This window comes from Mycobacterium sp. (assembly GCF_035314665.1).
In the GTDB taxonomy this organism is placed as follows: domain Bacteria; phylum Actinomycetota; class Actinomycetes; order Mycobacteriales; family Mycobacteriaceae; genus Mycobacterium.
Window position 1 is genome coordinate 1 of record NZ_DATFZD010000231.1, and the last position, 24,426, is coordinate 24,426.

Consider the following 24,426-nt stretch of genomic DNA (forward strand, 5'->3'; position numbering starts at 1 on the left):
CGGTGACCGGGTCACCTACTGGTGCCCGGCCTGCCAGCGTTGACAGCGCCGCCGAGTTAGACGCCGAACAGCGCGTCGATGGTCTCCGATGCGATGGAGCCGAAGATGGAGGTGTCACCGATCAGATCGAGCAGCGTCGAGCTAGTGGTCAAGCCGGATCGATGCAGCTGACCCCGCCGACAGCGGTGAAGCGGGTGGCGTACTGGTGCCCCGCCTGCCAACGCTGAACGCCCAGCACATGTCCGTTCGGTAAACGACGGGAGGGGCTCCACGAGCCTGGCCGTGGCATGCGATGATCGCAATGTCTGCGGCTTGTACTTGCCGTCCCCAACACTCGCGCGTTTGCTCAGCGGAGAGGTTAAGGAATGACGACCACACAAATGTGCTCGCGCCGCTGTGCGCGCTCGCTATTGGCCGGCATCGTCTTGTCGGTCGCACTGCTTAGCCTCGTGGGGGTCTGTGCCCCGACCGCGCATGCCGACGCCGTCGATGGCAATTTCGTGAATGCGCTCAATTCTCGGGGCATTACCTTCGCGTCCCCACAGGCCGCGATCATCGCCGCTCACGAGGTCTGCGACGAACTTGATTCCGGTAGAGCCTCGAGCGACGTCGCAAATGACGTGATGCAACAGAGCAGTTTGGACGGGTATCACGCCGGGTTCTTCGTCGGCGTCAGCATCGCTGCGTTCTGCCCGCGGCATGCAGGATCCTGACGGCGCTCGTAGACTGTGCTATCTACTCTTACGGAGACCCACTGGTGATCAGAAAAGTATTGTTCGCCGCCGCGATCGCGTTCAGCGCAGCAGCAGGAATAGCAACGCCCGCCAGCGCCGACCCCAGCCCGTTCGGCACCCTGGGATGCAGCTGCCAACCGCCGGCCACGGTCACGGATGGCAAGGCTCCTGCTATGGACCCGCTGGACCTAGGTATCCAGAACGGCCTCGGCTTCCTGCACGGCACCCAGCCGCGTCCCGCCAACAACTGAGCTGTCGGGCGCGAGCGCTCATCCCGCCGACGGCGGCGGACGCATCACCGTCCCCTTGAGCTCGGCGCCGATCGCCATATCTTCGTACTTCTGCTGCTTGCGTTTGCGCCAACCGCTGCCTGCCGGCGAAATCGGCGGCGGCATCAACGGCGGCAGCATGGGCATCCCGGATTCACCCGCGCCAAGTGGCGTTGCCGCCGAGGCAAGTTGCACCGGCACTTGCTGACCCGGCAACAGTCCGACGACAGCAGGCGGCGCGGTCAGCTTGCCGATCGACACTCCAGTACCGATCGCCGCCGACGTGGACGCTTGGCCGAGTCCGGCGGCGCCCAACGCACCCGGACCCAGCTGCCCTAAACCACCCAACGCACCGGCTGCTCCCCCTCCGAGTCCCCCGCCGAGCGCCGACTCACCCTCCGATACACCCTGGCCAATTGCGTTGTTCACACTCGACAGGGCCTGGGCCGATTGGTTCTGCGCCAGATAGCTGAGCAGGTTGACGGGAAATCCGGACGAAAAGATGGTGTTCCAGAGGTTGGCGTTGGGCCCGAAGGCGGCATTGCTGTTGTTGGAGAAGGAGAAGTACTGCTCAATTGCCGCCAAGATACTAGCGATGGGCCCGAGCTGGGCCGAAGTGGCCCCAGACGTGGCCCCGGTAGTCGCCGCTGTCGGGTCGGCGGCAGCCGCTGCACTCGCCTGCGTGGCCAGTCCGGTCGGATTCGTTACCGAGGCCGGCGACGTCAACTGCGGCAGTGTGGAGGCCTGCGTGGAAGCCGCCTGATAGCGAGTCATCGCCGCCGAGTTGTTCGCCCACATGCTCTGGTATTCAGACTCGGTTTCGGCGATGGCCGGAAGATTCCTCCCGAATCCATTAGTAGCCAACAGTTGCGCCAGCCGCACCCGGTTGGCCGCGACCTCGGCCGTCGGAACCACCGCGGCGCGGACCGAGTTGAATGCCGCGGCCGCAGCCATCGCCGAAGAGGCGGTCTGCTCAGCTTGCTGCGCGGTGGTTTGCATCCAGGTCACGTAGGGCTGCACGGCCTGGAACATCGCCAGTGAGGATGGACCTTGCCAGGTCTCAGCCAGTGACGACAACGTAGCCACATAGTTCTCGGCAGAGTCTTCTAGATTGGTGCCGAGTTGCTGCCACGCCGCCGAAGCCGCGATCAGGGATTCCGCACCGGGCCCCGAATGGATCAGCGCAGACGTGACTTCGGGAGGCAGCGTTGTGAACTCCATGGCACTAAAGATCGACTACCGCGGGAAAACTTTTGGAACTTTGCGTTGACTAGGGTGAAAAAAACCCTGAAACATTGTGCATCGAGCGCGCCGCAGGGCCGAATAGGCCGAAATGACCTCGGTCATGAGATGGCGTTGACCGCGGTCACCAGTCGCGACTTGAACGCGTCCGGAATGGGCATATATCCGTGGTCCGTCAGATCATTCTGGCCGCTGCCGATCGCGCTTTGCAGGAACGCCCTGACGGCCGCACCGACCTGCGGATCGTGGTACTTCGAACAGACAATCTCATACGTCGCCAACACGATCGGGTAGGAGCCGGGCAGGTTTGGCCGGTAGAACGAGATCGTGTCCAAGCTGAGGTCGTTGCCTTTCCCCATGAACCAGGCAGATGAAATCGTCCTTCCCACCGATTCTGGGCTGATGGCCACCGGTTCGGGGCCCGCCGTCGTGATGACATTGGCGGTGTCCAGATGTTGCGACTGGGCAAAGGACCATTCGATATAGGTGATCGCCCCTTCGGCGCTCTTGACGGCCGCGGCGGCGCCGTCATTGCCACGAGCGCCCTCGCCGACACCGCCGTTGAATTTCTTTCCGGCGGGGAAACCCCACGTGCCGGCGGAAGCGGTATCGAGATACTTCTGGAAATTGTCCGTGGTCCCGGAATCATCGCTGCGGAACACGACCCTAATCGGCTCGTTGGGCAGCTTCGTACCCAAGTTCAGCAGCTGGATTGCAGCATCGTTCCACATGGTGATCTGGCCGTTGAAGATCTGGGCCGTAATCGGACCGTTGAGGTTCAGCGAAGTCAAGCCTTGGACGTTATAGGCGACGGCGATGGGGCCAAACACCATCGGCAGATCCCACACCTGTGAACCGCACCGCTGGCCCGCCTGCGCCTCCTCACCTACGTTCAGCGGAGAGTCCGACCCACCGAAATCGGTTACGTTGCCGATAAATTCGCTGATTCCAGCACCGGAACCATTGGGCGTGTAATTCACCGACTGGCCCGGGCACGATTGTTCGAAAGCCTTGACGAAACGGTTCATTGCGTTTTCCTGGGCGGTGGAACCACTGCCCTTCAGGGTCTGATTGCCGCCGCAAGACACCTTCACCTGCAACGTGCCTGACGGACCGCTTCCTGAAGTCGCGTTGTTGTGACCACATGCCGACAAGACCACCGCGACGGCCGTCAGAAAACTCAGTGCGGCGCCAAATCTCTTGACTCTCAATCTAATTCCTTCAAATGGAACGATGTGACGATCGACGCCGGCGTGGCCCCAGCCCGCCAAACTGCTGTCCTCCTCGCAGCCATGACGCATCGTAACAAGGTCGGCCGTCCGGCAATTGCGCTCGGTCATCGCCGGATTTTCGATTTCAGCCGCAGTTTCCCAGCTGTTTACGATCCCGAAGGCGTCTACCGACTCAACGACCGTGCGCGGCGAAGAACCGTCCGATGGCTTCCGACGCGGCGAACGCGTGCGTCGTGGGCCCGATGATCACCTTGGGCAGGTATTGCGGCCCGCCGGGCCAGGTGTGCCCGCCGTCGTCGACCTGGTAGAACACCACTGCCGTGCCCGCTGCGCACGGGGTGGACGTGAAGCGATGCACGACAGTTCCGTCTCCGGTGCTCGGCAGGGTTTCCGCGGCGGGTGCGCGTGGGCATCCATCGACTGAGCGCCATCGCTCGACCATCGCCGGAGCCGACACGATGGCGCTAGTGCCGCCGCGGCCGAGCATCGACCCGCCGTCGAACGGGACAAGCGGATCGGCGGTTCCGTGGACCGCTAGAACTGCCACGGCGCGCGACGGGTTGCAGGAAACACCGGTGCCGAGCGTGCCGGAAACGGGAGCGACCGCAGCGAACACGTCGGCACGATCGCAGCCCAACCGGTTGGACATGAAGCCGCCATTCGACATTCCGGTCGCGAAGACATGTCCCGGGGCGATGCCGTACTGGTGCTGCAGCTTGCCCGCCAGCGCCGCCAGGAACCCCACATCGTCGACGCCACGACGGTCCGGCTCGGACGCCCCGCGACCGTCCGCCCAGTTGTGGTCGATGCCGTCGGGATAGGTGACCACGAAGCCATCCGCGTCGGCGACGGCATCGAAATTCGTCAGCCTCTTCTGCTGGGACCCCGTGCTGCCCCCACCGTGCAGATTCACCACCAGACCGGTGGGACGGCCCGGCGGCACATGGAGCAGGTGGGTCCGCGACAACCCACCGAACTCCAAGGTCGCCGACGGGTCGCCGGGAGGGGTCCACCCACAGCGCGCACCGCAGGCGACCAACGCGACCGCGATCACGATCAGGGGCAGCAGTCGCCTCAGTGACATAATTGACAAGTTACTTGACTATTTTACGAATGTCGGCGGCGGCTGACGTGTGCTCTTAGTCACATGTTAAATAGCTTTCCAGCGGCGTGCCTTGTAAAACCGCCTGGCCACGCTGATCGAGCTCGCGACACGGCGTGCTCATCAGCGCGCGGGAAGAACAGTCGGCACGTACCGTGGAATAGAAATTGTCGATTGGCGGTTGGTCTCGCTGACTGGCCTGTGACCCCGATCACCGATAAAGCAGGGTCTTCGTGTTAGTCACGGAGGAATATACCGACGACGTTGTGGGAGTACCACGAACGACTTTCGCCGGATTATTGAAGGGCACGAGCGTGCTACCACTGCAGAACCGCGTCACCCTCAACAACTTGACGACTATCCGCTCCCACGGGGCCGGCACCCTGACGACGCGCGCCTGGGAGACACTGCGTGCCGCCGTAGCGGGTGTGGCACTGGCCCGCACTGTGGCGCCCGGACCCGATGCTGCGGCCACTCCGCGCCTGGCGGCACCGGTAACTCAAGACCTACCGCGCATGCGCCGCGGCGCCGAGCGCTGCTAGCGCCCGGGATCTAGGCGTCGCGCGCTGACGAAACGGCGCCTGACGCCGGTCAGCGGGTCATCGAACTCGATGCGCTGCGCGAGCAACTGCAGCGGCGTGGAGAAGTCGTCGGGGGCTGCGTCAATTATGTTGGGGTACAACGGGTCTCCATAGATCGCTAGCCCGAGCGAAGCCATCTGCACTCGCAGCTGGTGGGTGCGCCCGGTGCGCGGTGTCAGCCGATACAGGCCGTCTGGCGATATCAACTCGACAAGGGTCTCGGCGTTGGGCTCACCGGGTTCCTCGACAGCTTGTAAATGGCCGCGGCGCTTGATAATCCGGCTGCTGAACACCCGCGGCAACGTTACGTCCGGGTCGGCCGCCGCCCTCGCCACATAGGTCTTGTGCACCTCACCGCGGGCGAACAGCGTCTGGTAGGCGCCACGAACTTCGCGACGGGTGGTGAACAGCAGCACCCCGGCGGTCAGTCGGTCCAGCCGGTGGGCCGGGCTCAGCTCGGGTAATCCCAGTTCTCGGCGCAATCGCACCAGCGCCGTCTGCGCGACGTGGCGCCCACGGGGCATGGTGGCCAGGAAGTGCGGCTTGTCGACAACCACGATGTCGTCGTCCCGATGCAGCACGGGGATGTCGAACGGCACCGGAACCTCGTCGCGCAGGTCGCGGTAGAGGTAGACGCTGGCACCGGCCGGCAGCACCGTCGCGGGATCGAGCACCGCGCCGTCCCGGTCGACGACCTCACCGGCGATGGCCTTGGCGGCAACCTCGGGGCCGAACCGGGCCAGCAATTCGTCGCCCAGCGCTCCGCCGCGCACCCGCACTCGCGCCGGCCCTAATCCGTCGCGTGGCGGGAGCGGCGCCGGCCTCACGTCAGGGGCACCGGCTCGAGGATCTCCGCGCGGGCCTCCGGAGCGCTGGCCCGCAGCGCATCTGCCGACGCGTCGTCGGGCTGGGCCTGCGAAAGCACCTCGGCCTCCACCCGCGCCGTGTACGTCTCGACCTCACGGTCGATGTCGGCGGCGGTCCAGCCCAACACCGGCGCGACGATCTCGGCCACCTCACGCGCGCAGTCGACACCGCGGTGGGCGTACTCGATCGAGATCCGCATCCGGCGGGCCAGGATGTCCTCCAGATGCAAAGCCCCCTCGGCGACAGCGGCATACGCCGCTTCCACCTTCAGGTAGCCCGGTGCCGCGGAGATCGGGTTGAGCAGGTCGCGGTCCTTGGCGGCCAGCGCCAGGACCTCGCTGAGCAGCGATCCATAGCGGTCCAGCAGATGACGCACCCGGTAGGGATGCAGACCTTCCAGCGCACCGACGTGCTCGGTCTGGTTGATCAGCGCGAAGTAGCCGTCGGCGCCCAGCAGCGGCACCTTCTCGGTGATCGACTGTGCGACTCGAGCCGGAATATATTGCGCCGCAGCGTCAATCGCATCAGAGGCCATTACCCGGTAGGTGGTGTACTTACCGCCGGCGATGGCGACCAGGCCCGGTGCGGGCACGGCCACCGCGTGCTCCCGCGACAACGTGGACGTGTCCTCGCTCTCCCCGGCCAGCAATGGGCGCAAGCCGGCGTACACCCCGTCGATATCGGCGTGGCTCAACGGGGTGGCCAGCACGGTGTTGACGGTACCGAGGATGTAGTCGATGTCGGCCTTGGTGGCCGCCGGGTGCGCAAGGTCCAATGCCCAGTCGGTATCGGTGGTGCCGATGATCCAATGGTTGCCCCACGGGATGACGAACATCACCGACTTCTCGGTGCGCAGGATGATCGCCACGTCGCTGACGATCCGGTCCCGCGGCACGACGATGTGCACTCCTTTAGAGGCGCGCACCTGAAAACGCCCACGCTGCTTGGACAATGCCTGAATCTCGTCGGTCCACACCCCGGTCGCGTTGACGACGACGTGACCGCGGACGTCGGTGACGGCGCCGTCCTCGGAGTCGCGCACCCGCACGCCGGTCACCCGGTCACCTTCGCGCAGCAACGACACCACCTGTGTGGACGATCGCACTACCGCGCCGTACTGCGCGGCGGTCCGAACAACGGTCATGGTGTGCCGGGCGTCGTCGACGACGGTGTCGTAGTAGCGGATGCCGCCGATCAGCGCGCTTCGCTTCAGACCCGGGCACAGCCGCAGCGCACCGGCGCGGGTCAAATGCTTCTGCCCCGGAACGGATTTCGCGCCGCCAAGTTCGTCGTACAGTACGAGCCCGGCAGCGACATATGGGCGTTCCCACCACCGCTTGGTCAGCGGATACAAAAACGGCAACGGCTTAACCAGATGCGGCGCCAACGTGGTCAACGACAACTCACGTTCGAAAAGCGCCTCACGCACCAGCCCGAATTCCAGTTGCTCTAGGTAGCGCAACCCGCCATGAAACATCTTCGAGGACCGGCTCGACGTGCCGGAGGCGAAATCACGCGCTTCGACCATCGCCACTTTCAGCCCACGGGTAGCCGCATCCAGCGCGGATCCCGAACCCACTACGCCGCCACCGATGACCACGACGTCGAATTGTTCGCTGCCGAGCCGTTCCCACGCCGCGGCGCGCTGCTCGGGCCCCAAGAAGGAACTCGGTCGGGTCTGCTCGCTCCCCGGTAGGCGAATCGGGTCGCTCACGGCACAGCTCTCCCGTCGGTTACTGGTGAGTAGGGCACTGGTCCCTAGGCTACCTGGCCGGGCCCAATTGCCCGGCTCCTCCTCGGGCCGCACTCGGCCCGCATCGTCGCCGGGCTGGGTCAGTCCAGGTCGTCGTGCGCCATCAGCCGCCGTGCCGCCTCGGTGATCGAGCCCGACAGCGACGGGTAGACGGACAGCGTTTCGGCCAGCTGATTCACGGTGATGCGGTTCTGCACGGCCATCGCGATCGGCAGGATCAACTCGGACGCGATCGGCGCCACCACCACGCCGCCGATGACCACGCCGGTGGACTGCCGGCAGAACAGTTTGACGAAGCCTTGGCGCAGTCCCGACATCTTGGCGCGCGCATTGGTCTGCAACGGCAGCTTTATCGTCCGGGCCAGCACCGATCCGTTGTCGATGGCCGACTGCGGAATACCGACGGCGGCGATTTCGGGCCGGGTGAACACCGCGGCGGCCACCGTGCGCAGCCGGATGGGGCTAACGGCCTCTCCCAACGCGTGCCACATGGCGATCCGGCCCTGCATCGCGGCGACGGATGCCAACAACAGCAGGCCGGTGCAGTCCCCGGCAGCGTAGATGCCCGGCACCGACGTCCGCGACACCCGGTCGACGGTCAGGTAGTTACCACGTCCCAGCTCGATGCCCACCCGCTGCAGGCCCAGGCCGCCGGTGTTCGGCACCGACCCGATCGTCATCAGCGCGTGACTGCCCTCCACGACGCGACCATCGGTCATCTTGACCAGCACCCCGGAGTCGGTGCGGGTTACCGACTCGGCCCGCGCATTCTTGACCAGCTGAACGCCGCGTTCGGCGAACGACTCCTCCAGCACCCGGGCGGCGTCGGCGTCCTCATACGGCAGCACCCGGTCACGGCTGGCCACAACCGTGACGTCTACGCCCAATTCGGTGTAGGCGTTGACGAATTCGGCGCCGGTAACACCGGAGCCCACCACGATCAGGTGGTCGGGTAGGGTGTCCAGATCGTAGAGCTGGCGCCAGGTCAGGATGCGCTCACCGTCGGGCTGCGCCGACGGCAGCTCCCGAGGGCTGGCGCCGGTGGCGATCAAGACGACATCGGCGTCGTAGGTGCTGGTGGTGCCGTCGGCGGCGGTCGCCTTGACGCAGTGGGTCGCCAGACCCGGGCTCGCATCGATCAACTCACCTTTGCCAGCGACCACGTGGACACCCGCACTCACCAGTTGGGAATTGATGTCGGCGGACTGCGCGGCGGCCAGCGTCTTGACTCGCTGATTGATCTCCGGCAACGAGATCTTGGCGTCCTCGATGTCGATGTCGAAGCCCAAACGAGGCGCCCGGCGCAGTTCGGTGCGCACGCCGGTTGAGGCGATGAATGTCTTCGACGGCACGCAGTCGACCAGCACGGCCGCGCCGCCGATGCCGTCCGAGTCGATGACGGTGACCTCGGCGTCGCGTGCCGCCGCGACGAGCGCTGCCTCATAACCGGCCGGTCCTCCGCCGAGAATCACGATGCGGGTCGCCACGGGTCCTAACCTAGCCCTGCGACGATGCGCGGCGCAGCGCGGCGCGAGGAGAAGCCGGGCAATCCAACCGAGCAACCTAAGGCCAACGTGTCGGATCATCGCCGCTCGTGCGCTGGCCGTTTAAGCTTTCTCCGTGCCGCTCTACGCTGCCTACGGCTCGAACATGCATCCCGAGCAGATGCAGCAACGCGCACCCCACTCGCCGATGGCCGGAACAGGCTGGTTGCACGGCTGGCGGCTGACGTTCGGTGGTGAGGACATCGGCTGGGAGGGCGCGCTGGCCACCGTCGTCGAGGATCCGGCCGCGAAGGTGTTCGTCGTGCTCTACGACATGACGCCCGCCGACGAGATGAACCTCGATCGGTGGGAGGGATCCGAGCTGGGCATCCATAAGAAGATTCGGTGTCGGGTGGAGCGCCTGTCGTCCGACACCACCACCGACCCGGTTCTGGCGTGGCTGTATGTGGTAGACGCCTGGGAGGGTGGTCTGCCGTCCGCCCGCTACATCGGTGTGATGGCCGATGCCGCCGAAATCGCCGGCGCGCCAGACGAATACGTGCACAACCTGCGCACCCGCGCGGCGCGAAACATCGGTCCGGGAAGCTAAATCAGGGCGGCGGACTGCTCGACGATGTTTGCCATCAACCGCACCCCGATCGCCAGCGCGCGCTCGTCGAGGTCGAACGTCGGCTGATGCAGGTCCAGCTGCGGACCGTGGCCCGACCACACTCCCAGTCGCGCCATCGCTCCCGGTACTTCTTCCAAATACCAGGAGAAGTCCTCGCCGCCGCCGGACTGCCTGGTATCGGTCAGCACATCCGGCCCGACCGCCTCGACGGCGTGGGCGATGATGCGCGTCGAGATCTCCTCGTTGACCACCGGCGGGACACCGCGGTTGTACTGCAGGGTGTGCTCGATACCCAGCGACGACAGCAGACCGGCCACCACCTCGCGGACCATGTCCTCGAGGCTCAGCCAGGTTTCCCGGCTGGCCGTGCGGATAGTGCCAGCCAGCACGCCGGTCTGCGGGATCGCGTTGGCGACCACCCCCGCATTGACCGCGCCCCACACCATCACGGTGCTGTTGCGTGGGTCGATGCGACGTGACAGCACGCCGGGCAACCCGGTGATCAGCGTGCCCAGCGCGTAGACCAGGTCGGCGGTCAAGTGTGGCCGCGAGGTGTGCCCGCCCGGCGAATACAGGGTGATCTCGATCATGTCGGCGGCCGAGGTGATCGGCCCCGCCTTCACCGCGATCTTGCCGACCGCCAGCCGGGGATCGCAGTGCAGGGCGAAGATCCGGCTCACCCCGGACAGCGCGCCGGCGGCGATCGCGTCGATCGCGCCGCCGGGCATCAGCTCTTCGGCGGGCTGGAAGATCAGCCGCAGCGCAACCGGCAGTTCCGGCACCCCCGCCAACGCCAACGCCGTCCCCAGCAGGATCGCGGTGTGCGCGTCGTGACCGCAGGCGTGCGCCGCGTTGGGCATCGTCGACTCATACGGGGCACCGGTCCGCTCGGCCATCGGCAACGCGTCCATGTCGGCCCGCAACGCGATCCGGGGCTCCCGGTCGGGACCGAAATCGCAGGTCAGGCCCGTCCCGCCGGGTAGCACTTTCGGGTTGAGCCCGGCGTCGGCCAACCGTTCGGCGACAAACTGTGTGGTCGCGTACTCCTGGCGGCCCAACTCCGGGTAGCGGTGGATGTGCCGCCGCCAGGCGACCAAGTCGTCGAAGTGGGCCGCCAGCCACGAGTCAGCGATGTCGGCAAGCGTCATAAGCGCCGCTCCTCACGAGCCGCCAGCACCCGATCGCGTTCATCCGGTGACTCGGCAAGACGAACGACTGTGCGCGCCAACATGATTGCGCCATCGACGACGGCCTTGTCGGCGCTCGGACCGATCGCAGCCGCGGCGAACTCGGGCTGGTGCAGCGAAGCGCCGCCGACGTCGACGGCGACCATCGGATGGATCCCCGGTAGAAATTGCGTGACGTTGCCCATGTCGGTACTGCCCAACGGCAGCTTCGCCTCGAGTTCCTCGTCGACGGGTGTACGCCCGAGCCGCGTCATCTCGTCGCGGATGGCACCGGCCAGCCACCGATCGGGCTTGAGCGCGTCGTACATCGGCTCGGTCTGCTCAACGCTGTACTCACAGCCGGTGGCGACCGCGCCGGCCAAGAAGCAGTCGCCCACCTTGCCTTCCAGATCGGCAAGCGACAACGCTTCGGTGGCGCGCATCGTGTACTGCAATTCCGTCCGGCTCGGGATGACGTTGGCGACCTGGCCGCCCTCGGAGACGATGCCGTGCACCTGCTGTCCGTGCGCCAGCTGTTGACGCAGCAGCCCGATGGCCACCTGTGCCACGGTGGTTGCGTCGGCGGCGTTGACACCCAGAAACGGTGCGGCCGATGCATGTGCTTCCCGCCCGCGATACTCCACCCGGACCGCGGACAACGTCAGCGACCGGGCGGCCGCGATATCCACCGGCCCGGGATGCATCATCACCGCGGCCACCAAGTCGTCGAAGACTCCGGCGTTGAGCAGCAACACTTTTCCACCGCCGAACTCCTCGGCGGGTGTGCCCAGCAGCGCAACCTTAAGGCCCAGTTCGTCGGCGACATCGGCCAGTGCCAGCGCGGCGCCCACTGCCGATGCGGCGATGATGTTGTGTCCGCAGGCATGACCGATTCCGGGCAGCGCGTCGTACTCGGCGCACACGCCGACGGCCAACGGACCGGCGCCGAAGTCGGCGCGGAAAGCGGTGTCCAATCCACCGGCTGCCGCGGTGATCTCGAAACCCCGCTCAGCCGCCAGCGATTGGGTCTTGGCGCAACTGCGATGCTCTGCGAACGCCAACTCCGGTTCGGCGTGAATCGCGTGGGATAGCTCGATGAGGTCCGCGCCACGGCGCCGCACCGCGTCCTCGACGCGATCCAACACCGGGATTGAGGCCATTCTCGCAGTATCTCACCGACGACCATCGGTGCTGACAACGTCCGGCTCACCATCCACCAGGACGGCACGCTCGTGAGCGGCTCGGCGATGGCGGAAAGCGGCGAACCGCCTGGGAATCGATCCATGCGTTCCGGGAATCTGGACAAAATTGCCGGTTTGCCGGTCAGACGGGTGGTGGTACGTCTATCTTTGCTGCCAGCCCGTGTTTGATCCAAACGCCCTAGTATCCGACAGCGGGGACATTTGGGGTGGGATCCGAATCTGCACGGTGGACCCCAGGGATGGTCTAATGTCGAATTCTCCTCGCTCGTTGGTCAACCATTGGCATGTATCGCCCGGCGATGCTCCGGCTATGGATCGGCGACGGCCCGGTCAGACCAAGCAACCACCCGCCGCCAAACTGCGCCGGATGCCTGCTGTGGTTGTGCTGGAACGGCTACCGGTCCCGGCGCTAGCCATCGGCCAAGACGGCACAATCTTGTTCACCAACGCGGCATTCGCCGGAATGCTGGGTCACACCGAGCACACCGTCTTGCAGCTGAAGTTCCACGAAATATTTAGGCATCTGCCGGCCGACCGGCCCGCGGCCGCCGTCATGTGCTCATACGCCGACCAACTCGTCGAGCTGGCGCACCGCGACGGTTTTGCCGTGCGGGCCAGCATGAGTAAATCCGCGATGTTGCGCCGTGACGACGACGTCGCGCTCGCGGTCTTCCACGATCTGACCGCGCGGCTGTGGAGCGATAAAGCCTGAGCGCTTCGCGGGCCGATTAAATGTTCTCCGCGCTTAACCACCGCAGAGTGAAGACATCACTGCTGGCCGCTAGGCTCCCGCACTGTGAGTGACGGTCCGGCCGATCCCGACGCGCTCGCGCGGCGGGCCGCGCAGTTCATCGTCGAGGGCACCGGGATCGCCGAACACGATGTGGCGATCGTTCTGGGGTCGGGGTGGGCGTCGGCCGTCGTGACGCTGGGCTCGGCGACCGCGGTGCTGCCGATGGCTGAACTGCCCGGCTTCACCCCTCCGACTGCGGTCGGTAACACCGGTCAGGTGTTGTACCCGCAGGCGGGGCGCCGTCGCGACCGTCTCACATGTCGCGCGGCGTCCGAATGTAGGTCTCGGCGCGAAGCCATGCCTGCGGCGGAACAAATCGCTCGTCATCCCAGCTGGCGGATCGGACGCGTATACGTCCGCGCCAATTTTTCATGATGGCGACGTGAACGGGCCAGCGGATGAAACGACGCAGATCCGCGTGACTTTCCCAGACGGACAGCGATCCGCCGCGCAACTCGACGTGCTTGCCCCATAGCCAAAGCCCGACCGCGCCACGCATGATCGGCCAGCTTTCCGCCAGCTTCATGCCCAATGCGGCGATCTGTTGCCAATCCTCTTCCGAATCTGAATGAAAGTCGGTGAAACTCACCACGACTGGGGACTGGGTGCCGTGGGACGGGCCGGGCAGCCAGTCCGCGCTGAGGATGCCGCTCCCAGGCGTCATCGGCGGTTGACCAGTCCAGGTGCCCAACGATGTTGTCGTCATGACTTCTTCGCTGCCATGCCGCTGGTCTTCGCCATGACCGGTGGATTCCACTCTGGGGAGCGGCCGAGATAAGCGAGGATGCGATCGAGGTCGTTGATCGGCTCCGTCGACGGGATCGCCGGGCCAAATACAGCACTGTCGGAGGTGCGAAAGCTTCCGTCGGGCACCGCGAACGCCAAAGGCAATGCCGCGGCTACAACGTCGACCGGAAGCTCAAAGGGTTGACCCAACGTGCGCGCCACATCCCAGCCGTGCACGACGTAGTCCACATAATGAAACCCGATCGCCGCTGAACCCGGGAAGGTCGCGCCGGCCCCAAACTCCGGTAACGCGAAAGCCGCATCGAGCACATCGGCGCCGGCGAATGCGTCTATCACCGCGGTGGCGGCCGCAGAGTAGGTGCCGGCCGGGTCGACTGCCACCGCTTCGGCGACGGTGTCGGGTTGCCATATCGCCTGGTCGGCGCCGTGGCCGCGTGCGGCGGCGGCAAAGCCGCGATGCTGGACCGTCATGTGAGTGAGCAGGTCGGCGAGACTCCAGCCAACGCACGGCGTCACCTTCGATAAGTCGTCGACGGTGACGGCCGAGACCACGTCAACAGAGGCCAGTACGGCAATCCGATGTAAAGGTCGAACATCTTGATTCATATGCATACGCTTATTATATGCATATGTAGATCGTATGTCAAGCCTTATCATCCGGATGTGGTGCGAAAGGCGACGCGTCCAGACCTCGCGGAGATGCTCGCGCAGCTGGCTCGTCAAACGGTCGCCGCCGAGCAACCGGTGCTGGCCGCGCACGGCCTGTCGATGTGGGGCTACATCGTTCTCAGCGCCCTGGATCGTTCGCCGATCCGCACTCAAGCCGCACTCGCCGAGGCGATCGGCGCCGACAAAACACGCATCATTCCCACCCTCGACGAGTTGCAGCAGCACGGTTTCATCGAACGGATTCCCGACCCCGACGACCGCCGCGCGCGCCTGCTCGCGATCACCGAGTCGGGCCGTTCCACCAAAGACGCAGTGCAGGTGGCCATCCAGCGTGGGGAGGAGCACTGGCTCGGGCAGCTATCGGCCAACGACCGAGACGTCTTTCTGCGCGCGCTGCGCCAGCTCACCTTTGGCGGTTAGGCTGCCCGACTGTGAGTGACGGCCCGCCCGACCCCGCCGCGCTTGCGCGGCGGGCCGCGCAATTCATCGTCGAGGGCACCGGGATCGCCGAACACGATGTCGCGATCGTTCTGGGGTCGGGGTGGGCGCCCGCTGTTGCCGCCCTGGGCTCGGCGACCGCCGTGCTGCCGATGGCCGAACTGCCCGGCTTCACCCCTCCGACTGCGGTCGGCCATACCGGTCACGTGTTGTCGTTGGGTATCGGTGCACACCGCGTGCTGGTGCTGGCCGGTCGTGTCCACGCGTATGAAGGGCATGACCTGATGCACGTCGTGCACCCGGTGCGGACGGCTTGCGCCGCCGGCGCACGCGTCGTCGTGCTGACCAACGCGGCCGGTGCGGTGCGCCAAGACTTCGCGGTCGGCCAGCCGGTGCTGATCAGCGACCACCTGAACCTGACCGCGCGGTCTCCGCTGGTCGGGGCCCAGTTCGTCGACATGGTCGACGCCTACGCGCCGCGACTGCGGGTGCTGGCCCGCGCGGTCGACCCGGCGCTGACCGAAGGCGTGTACGCCGGGCTGCCCGGCCCGCATTATGAGACGCCGGCCGAGATCCGAATGCTGCGGACGCTGGGCGCCGATCTGGTGGGCATGTCCACCGTGCACGAGACGATCGCAGCGCGGGCGGCGGGCGCCGAGGTGCTGGGGATGTCGCTGGTGACGAATATGGCGGCCGGCATCACGGGTCAACCGCTCAGCCATGCCGAGGTGCTTGCCGCCGGCGCGGCCTCGGCGACCCGGATGGGCGCACTACTGGCCGACGTGGTCGCGCAGCTGTAGAGGGCTTCTGAGGAATCCAGTGACTCCGGAGGATTGGATCGCGCACGACCCCGACCCGGCGACGGCCGCCGAGCTCGCGCAGTGCGATCCGGCCGAATTGGCGGCGCGGTTCGCCCGGCCGCTGACATTCGGCACCGCGGGACTGCGCGGCCCGGTCCGGGGTGGTCCGGACGCGATGAACCTCGCCGTCGTGTTGCGTGCCACCTGGGCCGTCGCAACGGTGCTCACCGAGCGCGGCGACGCCGGTTCGACGGTGTTCGTCGGGCGCGACGCGCGGCACGGCTCAGCCACATTCGCCGTGGCGGCAGCCGAAGTACTTGCCGCCGCGGGCTTTTCGCCCACGCTGTTTCCGCATCCGGTACCCACACCCGTACTGGCATTTGCCGTGCGGCACACCGGCGCTGCGGCGGGCATCCAGATCACCGCATCACACAATCCGCCGGCCGACAACGGCTACAAGGTGTATCTCGCTGGGGGAATGCAGATCATCTCCCCCACCGACCACGAGATCGAAACCGCGATTGACGCGGCCCCCTTCGCCGACGAGATCGGCAGGGCGCACGTCGAACCGGCTGACCCAGGTCTGGTCGAGCACTACATCGAGCGGGCCGTTCGGGTGCGGCGCTCGTCGGGCCCGGTCCGGGTGGCGCTGACGCCCCTGCACGGGGTGGGCGGCGACGTGGCCGTCGAAGCGCTGCGACGCGCCGGCTTCGGCGATGTGCATACCGTGGCCAGCCAGTTTCGGCCCGATCCGGACTTCCCGACCGTCCGGTTCCCCAATCCCGAAGAGCCCGGTGCCACGGACGCGCTGCTGGCGCTGGGCGACGACGTCGATGCCGAGATCGTGATCGCGCTCGATCCTGACGCCGATCGCTGCGCGGTCGGGATACCCACACCGACGGGCTGGAGGATGCTTTCCGGTGATGAGACCGGTTGGCTGCTCGGCGATTTCATCTTGTCTCGAACCGAACCGGGCGAGCTCGCCACCAGTGTGGTGGCCAGCACCGTGGTGTCGTCGCGGATGCTTTCGGCAATCGCCGCCCGCTGGGGCGCACGCCACGTGGAGACCCTGACCGGCTTCAAATGGCTGGCCCGCGCCGATGCCGACCTGCCCGGCAGCACGTTGATTTACGCCTATGAGGAGGCGATCGGGCACTGTGTCGACCCGGCCGCGGTCCGGGACAAGGACGGCATCAGCGCCGCGGTGCTCGCCTGCGATTTGGTGGCGACGCTAAAGCTTTCAGGCCGCTCGGTCCTCGACGCGCTGGATGACCTGGCCCGCCGATTCGGCGTGCACGTCGGCGCCGCCGTGTCATGGGCGGTGACCGACCCGGACGAGGCAACCGCATTGATGCGTCGGCTGCGGACTTCGCCGCCCACTCGGCTGGCCGGATTCGCCTCGACCACAACTGATCTGCTGCAGCGCCCCGATGTCGATCGAACCGATGCGCTGATCTTCACCGGCGGCGACGCCGGCACGTCGGCCCGCGTTGTTGTCCGACCGTCGGGCACCGAGCCGAAAGTCAAGTGCTACATCGAAGTTCGGTCCGCGGTGGCCGACGATCTGGCCGGTGTTCGCCGGCGGGCGACCGCGCTCTGCGACGAACTGGCATCGTCGGTGCAGCACTGGTAGGCGCTGCTGTCTCAGCACGGTCCGAATTGACGGTCGCCGGCGTCGCCGAGGCCCGGGACAATGTACTTCACGTCGTTGAGGCGGTCATCGACGGCCGCGGTGAACACTCGTACGTCGGGCGCTGTTTTTTCCAACGCCGCAATGCCTTCCGGGGCCACGAGTGCAGCCAGCACGGTGATGTCGTCGGCGCCGCGGCGGTGCAGCAACTCGATGGTGTAATTCATCGTCCCGCCGGTAGCCAGCATCGGGTCGAGGGCCAGCACCGGCCGGCCACGCAGATCGTCGGGCAATGACTCCAGATACGGTGTGGGCAAAGCGGTTTCCTCGTCGCGGGCCACGCCGACAAACCCCACCTGGGCTTCCGGTAACAGCAGAAGGGCCGAATCGACCATGCCCAGCCCGGCCCGCAGGACCGGCACCAGCAGCGGCGGTTTCGCCAACCGGGTGCCGGCCGTCTCGGCCAGTGGGGTGCGCACGGTGATCGTCTGGCGGGACGCGTCTCGGGTGGCTTCGTAGACCAGCATCAGGGTCAGATCTCGCAGCGCTACGCGAAACACTGCGTTATCGGTGTTTTCGTCGCGCAGTATCGTCAGCCGGGCCGCTGCCAGCGGGTGCTCAACGACACGTACATCCACGGGACCTGACCCTAGCCGGGTCCGCGGCTTAGGCGCCGAAGAAGTTGAAGATGTCGAAGCCGTAGCCAACCAAGTCGATCAGCGGCTGTGCGGAAATCGCCGGGTCGCCACTGAAAATGGCGTCTGGCGCCAAGGACGGGATGCTCGCCGTCAAGGCAGTCCACTCGGTCAGCAGCGACGCGTCCAGCTGGTTCGTGGCGTCGTAGCCTGACAGCAGCGAGTCAACGAACGACGTCGGCAGCGGCGACTGCCCGGCGTCCTCCAAAAGATCGTCGATCGGCCCAACGAACGTCTGCACCGTGGCGTATTCCATTCCGGCCAGCATCTGCAGCGGATCCATCTCCGGAGCAAAGCCGGCGCCCCCGGACTCGACCAGTTGGCCGGTCGCGTCGACCGTCCAGGGGCCGGCAGCACCGATCGGGTCGACCCCGTTGACTTCGATGCCGGCGCCCGGATCACCGGGGTTGCCGTAGCCCCAGTCGTCGAACAAGGTCGCAAACGGCGCGAAGGAGTCGTAGAAGAACTGCCCAGCGGGGCCACCGTCGTACATGAACGCCAACGTCGGCAGCGGCGCGGGAATCTCATAGAAGTTGGTATTGCCGATCGACCCGAGACTGATGATGCCATTCGTGTCCAAGTTCACGCCGGGAGTCGGGTCCGGGTAGTAGGGGTGAACCGTCTCGATCCCGATGAGCGCGTTGAGGTCGGCGAAGAGGTTGCTGGGATCCTCGGGGAAATCGGCCCAGCCGTCGTATTCGCCGGTGTAGATGTCGGTCGCAATCCCGGTGGTCGGGGTGGTTGCCAGGCTCAGCGGGATATCAACGAACGGAACGTGTTGGGGCTCGGGAGTCAAGCTGAAGGCGCCGACGCCGTCGGGGAATTGGAAGCGGTCCAGGATGCCGCCGATCGGGCTTTGGGGGTCACCGAGCAGCGTGACGCTCAAGTCGTTCAGGTTGACTCCGGCCGGCGTGTTGTTGAGGAGGTCGTTCATCTCCACGGTGGCGACGTCGGCGCTCTGCGAGTAGCCCAGCACGGCGACGTCGTTTCCGCCCTGTAGTGCCGGGACGATTACGTTGTTCAGGTCGCTGGCGCCGGTATTCAGTGAGTCGCCGAAGCCCAAGTTCGGCTCGCTGGGATTGCAGACGAACGGGCAAAACTGCTCCGGCGTGGTCAGCGGGTCGAAGGTGTAGGCGCTGTCCTGGCTGAGGTACAGCGATTCGACTGAGCTGAGGAAACCGTTGTCAGGGGTGGGAACGCCGGTGCCGCTCATGATCCAGCCCTCGTCGGCGAGCAGCCTGGCCTCCGCGATGAGCGCTTTCACCTCAGACGGGAAGGCCCACAGTCCGATCGACAACGCGCCGGTGGCGGCGGCACAAGCGATCACCAACGATGCATAACCCCGCGAACGCAATCTCGGTTCTGACATCCCGACCTCCCAGCGGTAAACCGCCAGCCGAGAATGCAGCCACAGATGGCGTGATCATCCCCGGCCCGGCGATTGGCAAACATCATGTCCTGTTCGGGCACTCTTCATGACGCAATTCGCGAATTCGTCGGTTGCGCTTCCGCCACTCGACACGCGTCGGCGTGCACCAATGAGCTGGGGCGGGAACCATATACTCCCCGCCATGCGACGCCGACCATCGCGCAGTGGCAAGCGATATCGAGCGGTCAGCTTATTCGGTGTGCTGGCGGCTTCCAGTGTGCTGATGTCGTGGCCGTCGGTTCATCGAGCCCACGAAACGGCCCCGGTGGACTTCAAGGCGGCCGCCGTTCCGACCCCAGCGCACATCGTCGTCGTGGTGGAAGAAAATCGCTCGCAAGCCAACATCATCGGAAACAGATCGGCCCCCTACATCAACCAGCTGGCCGCCGGTGGCGCGATGATGGCGCAGTCGTTCGCCGAGGTGCATCCCAGCGAGCCCAACTATTACGCGTTGTTCGCCGGCGACACGCTGGTGAAGGACAACGTCTGTCCGGTCAACGCGGGCAACACGCCCAATCTCGGCTCGCAATTGCTCGCCGGCGGTTACACGTTCGTGGGCTTCGCGGAGAGCCTGCCCGCGGTCGGCTCGACGGAATGCCGGGCGGGAAAGTATGCGCGCAAGCATGTGCCCTGGGTCAGCTTCAGCAATATCCCGGGCTCCTATTCCCTTCCGTTTTCCGCGTTTCCGGCCCCGTCGAATTACGCCAGCTTGCCGACGGTCGCATTCGTCACCCCGAACCTCGACAATGACATGCACGACGGCTCGATCGGCCAAGGCGACACGTGGCTGTATCAGAACTTGTCGCAGTACGCCGAATGGGCGAAAGCCAATAACAGCCTGCTGATCCTGACATGGGACGAGGACGACAACACCTCGCGGAACCAGATTCCGACGGTGATCTACGGGGCGAACGTCAGACCCGGAACTTACAGCGAGCCGATCAGCCACTACAACGTGTTGTCCACGCTGGAGCAGATGTACGGGCTGCCGAAGCTCGGCTATGCAACCAGAGCGCCCGCCATCACCGACATTTGGGGCGCCTAACCGCAGCCTGGCGTCCGGCAGCCACGCCGCCCGTCGCTATTGTGTGCCGCATGGCTGCTGACCTCGTCCCGATCTGCTTGAGCCTGACCGACGGTGACCACTACACCGTGTGGGCGCCCCGCTGGCGCGACGCGGGCGACGAGTGGGAGGGGTTTCTGGGTAAGGATGAGGACCTCTACGCGTTCCAGACGGCCGCTGACCTGGTGGCATTCGTGCGCACCAACACCGACAACGACCTGGTGGACCACCCGGGGTGGAAAGGGCTGACCGAGGCCAACGCCCACAAGCTCGAGCCCGCCGACGACAAGCAATTCGACCTGATCGGGGTCGAGGAGGTGGTCTCCGAGAAACCGACCGAAAAGTCCGTGACCGCGCTGGCGAACTCGCTGGCGATCGTCTCGTCGATCGGGTCGGTGTGCGAGCTGCCGGCGGTGATGAAATTTTTCAACGGCAACCCGACCTTGGGCACGCTGGCCGGCGGGATCGACCACTTCACCGGCAAAGCCGGTCTCAAGCGCTGGAACGTGATCGCCGAAGTCATCGGACGTAGCTGGGACGACGTGCTCGGCGCCTTGGACGAGATCATCAGCACTCCCGACGTTGACAGCGCGATATCGGACGCCGCCGCTGCCGAACTGGCCGAACCGGTCGAAGAAGAGCACCTCGAAGAGGACGATTCGGGCACCCATCAGGAAAGCGACGCCGGCACCGAGGAGCAAGAGACCGAGCCTGCCGAGGACGGCGAGACAGCCGGTGCCACCGGCGACGAGGTTGTGCTCGGCGGCGACGAGGATTTTTGGCTGAAAGTCGGCATCGACCCGATCCGGATCATGACCGCCGCAGGTACGTTCTACACACTGCGCTGCTATTTCGACGACCGCCCGATTTTCCTGGGCCGTAACGGTCGAATCAGCGTATTCACCTCGGAGCGGGCCCTGGCCAGATATCTGGCCGATGAGCACGACCACGATTTGTCCGACTTGAGCACCTACGACGACATCCGCACTGCCGCAACTGACGGCTCCCTGCAGGTCGAGGTGACCGAGGACAACGTCTATGTGCTGACCGGAATGGCCGACGATTTAGCCGACGGCCCGGACGCGCTGGACCGTGACCAGCTTGATCTGGCTGTCGAGCTGCTTCGCGATGTGGGCGACTACGCTGAGGACAACACCGTCGAGAAGGCCCTGGCGAGGGAACGGCCGTTGGGCAAGCTGGCAGCCTACGTTCTCGATCCCGACTCGGTAAGCAAGCCCGCACCCCCGTACGCCGCCTCGGTGCGAGCGTGGGAAGAGCTGGAGCAGTTCGTCGAGTCGCGGCTAAGGCGCGAATAGCGCCGCAAGCCGGCGACGACATTGCTGTGCGCGTCGCGGCTAAGGCGCGAATAACGCGGGTCGAACAACTCTGGTTGAACGGTTCGGCTCCGCCCTTGTCGGGCGTCGTCGGTTCAAGTCTGCAGGTGCAGTCGATTGGCTCTCCGCGAACTGCCAATTCCCCCCACCGATGCCACGTCCGCTCGCATCGTTGCGTCAGTTCCAGGGATTCGGGAGTGACGCCACAAGCTCGTTGGGAGCAGGATGAGTGCGGTGCCAGGCAGCACCCACCACACCGGGACTGTCGTGGTGACGTGCAGAACGCGGGTAAGGGCGAGTGCACAGACCACCCCGACGGCCACGAGCCAGTCATCGCCGACGATGAACTCATACCAGAACGTGACGAACGCTGCGAGGCGGCGGGCCATGATGCGACCCTTGTTTTCGGTGGGTACTGGTGCCGCCGCCAAGGGACGAGCCTCTGTTCTACGCAGCAGGGCCGTGAGTGCGAGGGCGACAAGCGCGACGCCAGGAACGAGCACCAACAGTGCACTGTCGGCGCCGGGCCATTGCGCGCCGGCGCCTTCGGCACCCCAATAGACGCCGAACGATGTCAGCATGATCCCGACGATGAACTTCATAGTGTTTTCGGGCACCCGAGTCAGTGGCGCCTGGACGAGGACTCCAGCGATAGTCACGACCAGCACCGCGGTTATCGCTGCCAGCGCCGCGAGGGGCATGCTGCGCTGGTTGGCGCCAAGGGTGACCACAACAAGCGCGACTTCGAGGCCTTCCAGGACAACACCTTTGAACGACAGAGTGAAGGCGTACCAGTCGCCAACCACTGGCCGGCGGATGACAGCAGCGGCCTCGGCGGCCGCAACCTCGGTGGCGAAGATGGCGACCTCGTCGTGCCGCGCCTTGAGGCCGGCGGCCCGCAGGATTGCCTTGCGCAGCCACCGCAGGCCGAAGGTCAGCAGCAGGCCGCCGACAAATAGGCGCAGGGCTGCCAGCGGAATGACAGCGAGCGCGGGACCCAGCACGGCAATCACCGTTGACAACACGACAACGCCCGCAACGACCCCGCTGATCGCCGAGTGCCAACCTCTGCTGGTACCGGCTGCCAGCACGATGACCAGCGCTTCGACTCCCTCGACGGCGGAGGCCAGGAACACCGCCAGGAACAAGGCCCCGCTACTCATCATCACTGCTCTTGTCCGAAGCGATCAACGACAACACGCGCACACGAAGTTCGAGACGGCCGGTGACAGGCCGGATGCCAGTGCTGCCCGGTGTCCGGCGCGGGTGGACAATCTGTCGGGTCACGGTGTGACAAACCGGTCCGCTTGGTCGTCATGGCGGTCCTGTCGCTGGTGAGCGCCCTACAGCGTCTGTTTGATGCCCGCCAAAAGGTACCGATGGATAACAAAGCCAACTCGTCGCGGAATTGTCGCGGGTGACAACGCTGGGCAACATTCTGCACTTGATTGGGTTACCTTGCGGCAACGGAGACATGACGGTCTCGCGCTCGCGGCGGCGCGGCAAGGGCACGGTACCGCCGCCGGTGGAATTCCCCGGTGATCACGGCGGATTCATCGGGCGGCCAGAGGAATTCGCTAAGACAAGACCCTGCGCAAAGTGCTATCGCATGCGATATCGCTCTGCCGGCCAGAGTGGTGAAGGTCAGACGGTGCTGATGTTGCCGGTGTGGTCAGTCCCCGCTAACCGACCAGCACCGCAAAGCGCGGTTTGATGACTTCGTCGATGATCGCAAGTCGCTCGTCAAAGGGAATGAACGCGGACTTCATCGCATTGATGGTGAACCGCTCGAGGTCACTCCAGCCGTATCCGAACGCGTCGACGAGAGCCAGCATTTCACGGCTCATTGTCGTGTCGCTCATCAACCGGTTGTCGGTGTTGACGGTGACCCGGAACCGCGCCCGGGCGAGCAGGTCGAACGGATGCTCGGCGATGCTGTTGACCGCGCCGGTCTGGACGTTGGAGCTGGGGCACAGCTCCAACGGAATCCGCTTGTCCCGCAGTATCGATGCCAATCGGCCCAGTCGCACCGTGCCGTCGTCGGCGACGTCGATGTCGTCGACGATCCGCACGCCGTGGCCCAGCCGGTCGGCACCACAGGATGCGATCGCCTCGTGGATGGACGGTAGCCCGAAGGCTTCACCGGCGTGAATCGTGAAGCGCGCGTTGTTATTTCGCATATAGTCGAATGCATCCAGGTGCCGGGTGGGTGGGTAGCCGGCTTCCGCACCGGCGATGTCGAATCCGACCACGCCCTTGTCGCGGAATCGGATCGCCAGCTCGGCGATTTCGCGGGACAGCGCGGCGTGGCGCATCGCGGTGACCAGACAGCGCACGACGATGGCTCGTCCGGCCGCTGCGGCCGCCTTCTCCCCGTCGGCGAAACCCGCCAGCACGGCATCGACGACGGCGTCGAACGACAGCCCGCGGTTGATGTGCAGTTCGGGGGCGAACCGCACCTCGGCGTATACCACCGAGTCGGCGGACAGGTCCTCCACGCATTCGTAGGCCACCCGGTGCAGCGACTCGGGCGTCTGCATCACCGCGACGGTGTGCGAGAACGGC

General features: G+C 65.6%; 24 protein-coding genes and 1 pseudogene. 11 read left to right on the forward strand and 14 right to left on the reverse strand.

The features are described 5' to 3' along the window. The first annotated feature begins 365 nt into the window (after nucleotides 1-365). Both VKI00_RS17015 and VKI00_RS17020 read left to right on the forward strand, forming a co-directional pair. Nucleotides 366-713 (forward strand): DUF732 domain-containing protein, encoded by a 348-nt coding sequence (locus VKI00_RS17015; RefSeq protein ID WP_324439368.1) that lies wholly within the window; start codon nucleotides 366-368, stop codon nucleotides 711-713. A 44-nt stretch (nucleotides 714-757) separates the two neighbouring features. Next, nucleotides 758-985 carry a hypothetical protein gene (locus VKI00_RS17020; RefSeq protein WP_324439370.1) on the forward strand — a complete coding sequence of 76 codons (228 nt, stop codon included), beginning with the start codon at nucleotides 758-760 and terminating at the stop codon, nucleotides 983-985. An 18-nt stretch (nucleotides 986-1,003) separates the two neighbouring features. On the opposite strand, the gene VKI00_RS17025 is transcribed toward VKI00_RS17020, so the two are convergent. From VKI00_RS17025 to VKI00_RS17035, 3 genes are all read right to left on the reverse strand, one after another. Then, entirely contained in the window at nucleotides 1,004-2,224 is a 1,221-nt protein-coding gene (locus tag VKI00_RS17025; RefSeq protein ID WP_324439372.1) for a PPE family protein, read from the reverse strand. 122 nt (nucleotides 2,225-2,346) lie between these two features. Next, nucleotides 2,347-3,456, reverse strand: a complete 1,110-nt coding sequence (gene pstS, locus VKI00_RS17030; protein WP_324439410.1) for a phosphate ABC transporter substrate-binding protein PstS — start codon at nucleotides 3,454-3,456, stop codon at nucleotides 2,347-2,349. A gap of 193 nt (nucleotides 3,457-3,649) precedes the next feature. Continuing rightward, nucleotides 3,650-4,561 carry an alpha/beta hydrolase family esterase gene (locus VKI00_RS17035; RefSeq protein WP_324439374.1) on the reverse strand — a complete coding sequence of 304 codons (912 nt, stop codon included), beginning with the start codon at nucleotides 4,559-4,561 and terminating at the stop codon, nucleotides 3,650-3,652. 251 nt (nucleotides 4,562-4,812) lie between these two features. Between VKI00_RS17035 and VKI00_RS17040 the strand changes: the two genes are divergently transcribed. Further along, nucleotides 4,813-5,121 (forward strand): hypothetical protein, encoded by a 309-nt coding sequence (locus tag VKI00_RS17040; RefSeq protein WP_324439376.1) that lies wholly within the window; start codon nucleotides 4,813-4,815, stop codon nucleotides 5,119-5,121. On the opposite strand, the gene VKI00_RS17045 is transcribed toward VKI00_RS17040, so the two are convergent. The 3 genes from VKI00_RS17045 to VKI00_RS17055 form a co-directional block, all read right to left on the reverse strand. Next, on the reverse strand, nucleotides 5,118-5,987 hold the full coding sequence (locus VKI00_RS17045) for a pseudouridine synthase (protein WP_324439378.1): 870 nt from the start codon (nucleotides 5,985-5,987) through the stop codon (nucleotides 5,118-5,120). The genes VKI00_RS17040 and VKI00_RS17045 overlap by 4 nt on opposite strands. Further along, the gene (locus VKI00_RS17050) at nucleotides 5,984-7,741 is read right to left on the reverse strand and encodes a glycerol-3-phosphate dehydrogenase/oxidase (protein WP_324439380.1); all 1,758 of its coding nucleotides are present in this window, start codon (nucleotides 7,739-7,741) and stop codon (nucleotides 5,984-5,986) included. Before VKI00_RS17050 ends, VKI00_RS17045 begins: the two co-directional genes overlap by 4 nt. A 119-nt stretch (nucleotides 7,742-7,860) precedes the next feature. Then, nucleotides 7,861-9,267: an NAD(P)H-quinone dehydrogenase gene (locus VKI00_RS17055; protein ID WP_324439382.1), complete on the reverse strand. Its 1,407-nt coding sequence runs from the start codon at nucleotides 9,265-9,267 to the stop codon at nucleotides 7,861-7,863. A gap of 133 nt (nucleotides 9,268-9,400) precedes the next feature. Here VKI00_RS17055 and VKI00_RS17060 point away from each other — a divergent pair, with 133 nt between their 5' ends. Then, complete coding sequence (locus VKI00_RS17060; protein WP_324439384.1) at nucleotides 9,401-9,874, forward strand: gamma-glutamylcyclotransferase; 474 nt, start codon at nucleotides 9,401-9,403, stop codon at nucleotides 9,872-9,874. On the opposite strand, the gene VKI00_RS17065 is transcribed toward VKI00_RS17060, so the two are convergent. Both VKI00_RS17065 and VKI00_RS17070 read right to left on the reverse strand, forming a co-directional pair. Then, the gene (locus VKI00_RS17065) at nucleotides 9,871-11,043 is read right to left on the reverse strand and encodes a M20 family metallopeptidase (protein WP_324439386.1); all 1,173 of its coding nucleotides are present in this window, start codon (nucleotides 11,041-11,043) and stop codon (nucleotides 9,871-9,873) included. The two genes, VKI00_RS17060 and VKI00_RS17065, sit on opposite strands and share 4 nt — an antisense overlap. Further along, entirely contained in the window at nucleotides 11,040-12,221 is a 1,182-nt protein-coding gene (locus tag VKI00_RS17070; RefSeq protein ID WP_324439388.1) for a M20 family metallopeptidase, read from the reverse strand. The genes VKI00_RS17065 and VKI00_RS17070 overlap by 4 nt, the downstream gene beginning before the upstream one ends. 409 nt (nucleotides 12,222-12,630) lie before the next feature. Between VKI00_RS17070 and VKI00_RS17075 the strand changes: the two genes are divergently transcribed. Together VKI00_RS17075 and VKI00_RS17080 are read left to right on the forward strand one after the other, a co-directional pair. Further along, a complete protein-coding gene (locus VKI00_RS17075) occupies nucleotides 12,631-12,975 on the forward strand; it encodes a PAS domain-containing protein (RefSeq protein WP_414687227.1) in 345 nt (114 codons plus the stop codon). Between the two features lie 84 nt (nucleotides 12,976-13,059). Next, nucleotides 13,060-13,302: pseudogene (locus VKI00_RS17080) on the forward strand (purine-nucleoside phosphorylase); the annotation flags it as partial. A gap of 7 nt (nucleotides 13,303-13,309) precedes the next feature. Here VKI00_RS17080 and VKI00_RS17085 read toward each other — a convergent pair. Both VKI00_RS17085 and VKI00_RS17090 read right to left on the reverse strand, forming a co-directional pair. Then, nucleotides 13,310-13,762, reverse strand: coding sequence for a hypothetical protein (locus VKI00_RS17085; RefSeq protein WP_324439414.1), 453 nt, complete (start codon nucleotides 13,760-13,762; stop codon nucleotides 13,310-13,312). Then, the gene (locus VKI00_RS17090; protein WP_324439392.1) at nucleotides 13,759-14,415 is read right to left on the reverse strand and encodes a TIGR03086 family metal-binding protein; all 657 of its coding nucleotides are present in this window, start codon (nucleotides 14,413-14,415) and stop codon (nucleotides 13,759-13,761) included. Before VKI00_RS17090 ends, VKI00_RS17085 begins: the two co-directional genes overlap by 4 nt. 87 nt (nucleotides 14,416-14,502) lie before the next feature. On the opposite strand from VKI00_RS17090, the gene VKI00_RS17095 reads away from it, so the two are divergent. The 3 genes from VKI00_RS17095 to VKI00_RS17105 are packed head-to-tail and all read left to right on the forward strand — an operon-like array spanning nucleotide 14,503 to nucleotide 17,343. Beyond that, nucleotides 14,503-14,892, forward strand: a complete 390-nt coding sequence (locus tag VKI00_RS17095; protein ID WP_324439412.1) for a MarR family winged helix-turn-helix transcriptional regulator — start codon at nucleotides 14,503-14,505, stop codon at nucleotides 14,890-14,892. A gap of 11 nt (nucleotides 14,893-14,903) precedes the next feature. Next, nucleotides 14,904-15,710, forward strand: coding sequence for a purine-nucleoside phosphorylase (locus tag VKI00_RS17100; protein WP_324439394.1), 807 nt, complete (start codon nucleotides 14,904-14,906; stop codon nucleotides 15,708-15,710). Between the two features lie 19 nt (nucleotides 15,711-15,729). After that, on the forward strand, nucleotides 15,730-17,343 hold the full coding sequence (locus tag VKI00_RS17105) for a phospho-sugar mutase (protein WP_324439396.1): 1,614 nt from the start codon (nucleotides 15,730-15,732) through the stop codon (nucleotides 17,341-17,343). An 11-nt stretch (nucleotides 17,344-17,354) separates the two neighbouring features. Here VKI00_RS17105 and upp read toward each other — a convergent pair whose 3' ends face one another. Both upp and VKI00_RS17115 read right to left on the reverse strand, forming a co-directional pair. Beyond that, entirely contained in the window at nucleotides 17,355-17,978 is a 624-nt protein-coding gene (upp, locus tag VKI00_RS17110) for a uracil phosphoribosyltransferase (protein ID WP_324439398.1), read from the reverse strand. 28 nt (nucleotides 17,979-18,006) lie between these two features. After that, entirely contained in the window at nucleotides 18,007-19,404 is a 1,398-nt protein-coding gene (locus VKI00_RS17115; protein WP_324439400.1) for a PE-PPE domain-containing protein, read from the reverse strand. A gap of 202 nt (nucleotides 19,405-19,606) precedes the next feature. Here VKI00_RS17115 and VKI00_RS17120 point away from each other — a divergent pair, with 202 nt between their 5' ends. Both VKI00_RS17120 and VKI00_RS17125 read left to right on the forward strand, forming a co-directional pair. Next, on the forward strand, nucleotides 19,607-20,509 hold the full coding sequence (locus VKI00_RS17120; protein ID WP_324439402.1) for an alkaline phosphatase family protein: 903 nt from the start codon (nucleotides 19,607-19,609) through the stop codon (nucleotides 20,507-20,509). Nucleotides 20,510-20,559: 50 nt separating this feature from the next. Then, complete coding sequence (locus VKI00_RS17125; protein ID WP_324439404.1) at nucleotides 20,560-21,843, forward strand: primosomal protein; 1,284 nt, start codon at nucleotides 20,560-20,562, stop codon at nucleotides 21,841-21,843. Between the two features lie 113 nt (nucleotides 21,844-21,956). On the opposite strand, the gene VKI00_RS17130 is transcribed toward VKI00_RS17125, so the two are convergent. After that, complete coding sequence (locus tag VKI00_RS17130; protein ID WP_324439406.1) at nucleotides 21,957-23,024, reverse strand: hypothetical protein; 1,068 nt, start codon at nucleotides 23,022-23,024, stop codon at nucleotides 21,957-21,959. 519 nt (nucleotides 23,025-23,543) lie between these two features. Continuing rightward, nucleotides 23,544-24,426, reverse strand: an 883-nt coding sequence (locus tag VKI00_RS17135) for an adenosine deaminase (RefSeq protein ID WP_324439408.1), incomplete at its 5' end; no start/stop codon positions are given.